Source organism: Mesorhizobium sp. M7A.F.Ca.CA.002.09.1.1 (genome assembly GCF_003998555.1).
In the GTDB taxonomy this organism is placed as follows: Bacteria; Pseudomonadota; Alphaproteobacteria; order Rhizobiales; family Rhizobiaceae; genus Mesorhizobium; species Mesorhizobium ciceri.
In genome coordinates this window covers 1-2,418 of sequence record NZ_RZRR01000852.1, presented here as the reverse complement: position 1 = coordinate 2,418, position 2,418 = coordinate 1, and the positions used below count along the sequence as shown (strand labels likewise).

The window sequence follows — 2,418 nt, the reverse complement described above, 5'->3', positions numbered from 1 at the left end:
CATCATGCCATTCGCCAACATCAAGCTACCGCAAGCGGCCCTCTCCAAAGCGCAGAAGGAAGACCTCATCCATCGAACGACCGCGATGTTCGTGGACTTTTTCGGTGAGGGCGTGCGCCCCTACACGATGGTGCTGGTCGAGGAGGTCGCCGACGGAGGCTATGGCCGGGCCGACGAAGTGTTCGTCGTGCCGGAAGTTTTTCGCGCGAAGGAGTAGTGCAGGGCTAGACCTCGAAGAGGTGCCTTTCACAAATTGAACCCTTGCCGCATCAGCCATCCTTCGTCGCACCGACCCAGTCGGCGGCCACTTCGGCAAACAGCCAGTCGCGGAACGCCTTGATCTTTTTCTGGCGCAGCGCGCCGTCACGGTAGACGACGTAGTAGCGCGAGGCGGATTTCAGCGCGAGATCGAAGGGACGAACCAGCCGCCCCGCAGCGAGGTCGGCCGAGACCAGCGCGCTTCGGCCGAGCAACACGCCTTCGCCATGCACCGCGGCTTCGACGGCGAAGGTGGCGGAATCGAAGCGCACGCCGCGCTTGGGATCGATGCCGTCCACGCCGGCCTGTTGCAGCCATGTTGCCCAGTCGATGCGAAAGGCGTCGTGGATCAGCTTGTGATGCCGGAGATCCCCGGGCTGGCGCAGCGGATGTTCGCCTTGCAGCAGTTCCGGGCTGCAGACCGGGAAGACCTCTTCATCAGCGAGAAACTCCGCCGTCACCCCGGTATAGCCGCCCTTGCCGTAGCGGATGGCGATGTCGATGCCGTCGCTGACGAAATCGGAAAGCACGCCCGAGGTCGACAGCCGCACGTCGATGTCGGCGTTTGCGCGGTGGAAGCGATGCAGCCTCGGCACCAGCCAGCGGCCGGCAAAACCGTCCGATGTGCTGACATTCAGGATGCCTGCCGTGCGGTCGGGCGTGGCGGCGATGGTGGCGGCGGCGATCTGGTCCAGCGCCGTCCTGACTTCCGATGCGTAGGCCGCGCCGACCGACGTCAGGCGCACGGACCTCGTTCCCCGATCGAAAAGCTGGATGCCGAGCCTGTCCTCGATGTTGCGGATGGCGCGGCTGACCGCGCCATGGGTGACGTTGAGCTCACCCGCCGCCTTGGAGAAACTCAGATGCCTGGCGGCAGCCTCGAAGGCGGGCAAGGCAGTGAGGGGCGGTAGTCTGCGCGGCATGGTCCACCTGTGAGTGTTGCTCACAAATCCTGCACAAAGAGTCGTTTGTCGTCCAGCCCGGAAATGTCCAATCTATAGGGGTAGCAGCGGATATTGATCGGCTTTCCTATCTCGCCGCTGCGCTGAACGACCAGAAACAGTGTGAGCAATCGTCATGCTTGTCCCCTTGCGGACGGCGTCGGCACGCTTGCGCCTACTGAACCACAGGAGACGAACCATGAAACCGATTCTCGAATCCATCAGCGCCGCGACGAGCGGTCTTGCACTCAGAGCCTCTGCAGTCGTCGAGCGCCGCCGGATGCTGCGCCAAGTTTCACGCTTCTCGAACCATCGCTTGCACGACATCGGATTCGAGCGCGACTGGGACGGCTCCATCCTGCGCAACGGGAGGTCGATATGACCAGCACCCTGATCATCGGCGCGACGGGGCTGCTGGGCAGCGAGATGGCGAAGGCCAGCGCCCGCAATGGCGATCGCCTGCACGTTCTGGTTCGTGCGGCAACAGCCGGCGATGAAGAGCGGCTGCGCCCGCTGAAGGAGCTCGGTGCCAAAATCCACGTCGGCGATCTCGACGACTATGACAGCCTTGTCCGCGCCGCCAGTGCGGTGGACCGCGTCATCAGCTCGGTGCATGTGCATTCGGCCAGCGAGATGACGCTGGTGCGGGCGCTGAGGGATGCCGGCGTTTCCCGCTATGTGCCTTCCGCCGGCTTCGGCCTCGACTTCGCCGCCGCCGCCCCGGGCTCGATCCCGCCGCTCGATCTCAAGCGAGGCGTGTTCGACGCGATCAGGCAAGCCGATCTGCCCTACACGGTGATCTACACCAACGGCTTCTTTTCGACCTGGGTGGCGACGCTGGGCGATCTGATGCGCTTTGGCTCGTCGCCCTTGCCGCCCGATGAGGTGACGCTTTATGGCGGTGGCGATGTGCCGGCGACGTTTGTCAGCGAGAAGGACATCGCCGCCGTCACCTTGCGCGCGTTGAACGATCCCAAGGCCATCCGCAGCGAGATCCGCATCGCCCGAAACAAGATCACCCAGAACGAAATGATCGATCTGTGGCGCCGGGTGAGCGGCCGCTCGCCGCGCATCGTGCCTCAGAGTGCGGCGGAGCTTGAGGCGATGATCGCGTCAGCCCCCTGGCTTGGACTGCTGCGGGCATTCTGGATACGCGGCGAGACCGCGCTCGAGACGGCCACGCCGGAAGCCGGAGTGCTGTATCCGGAGCTGGCTTTCG

General features: G+C 64.3%; 4 protein-coding genes. 3 read left to right on the top strand and 1 reads right to left on the bottom strand.

Annotated features, from left to right (window positions below):
• The first annotated feature begins 4 nt into the window (after positions 1–4).
• Positions 5–217: a 4-oxalocrotonate tautomerase family protein gene (locus tag EN994_RS27290; protein ID WP_013530653.1), complete on the top strand. Its 213-nt coding sequence runs from the start codon at positions 5–7 to the stop codon at positions 215–217.
• A 52-nt stretch (positions 218–269) separates the two neighbouring features.
• Here the strand turns inward: EN994_RS27290 and EN994_RS27285 are convergent, their stop codons facing one another.
• A complete protein-coding gene (locus tag EN994_RS27285; protein WP_013530654.1) occupies positions 270–1,181 on the bottom strand; it encodes a transcriptional regulator GcvA in 912 nt (303 codons plus the stop codon).
• A 217-nt stretch (positions 1,182–1,398) separates the two neighbouring features.
• Between EN994_RS27285 and EN994_RS27280 the strand changes: the two genes are divergently transcribed.
• Both EN994_RS27280 and EN994_RS27275 read left to right on the top strand, forming a co-directional pair.
• A complete protein-coding gene (locus tag EN994_RS27280; RefSeq protein ID WP_013530655.1) occupies positions 1,399–1,581 on the top strand; it encodes a DUF1127 domain-containing protein in 183 nt (60 codons plus the stop codon).
• On the top strand, positions 1,578–2,418 hold an 841-nt coding region (locus EN994_RS27275; protein ID WP_127307959.1), incomplete at its 3' end, for an NmrA family NAD(P)-binding protein. The genes EN994_RS27280 and EN994_RS27275, both read left to right, overlap by 4 nt.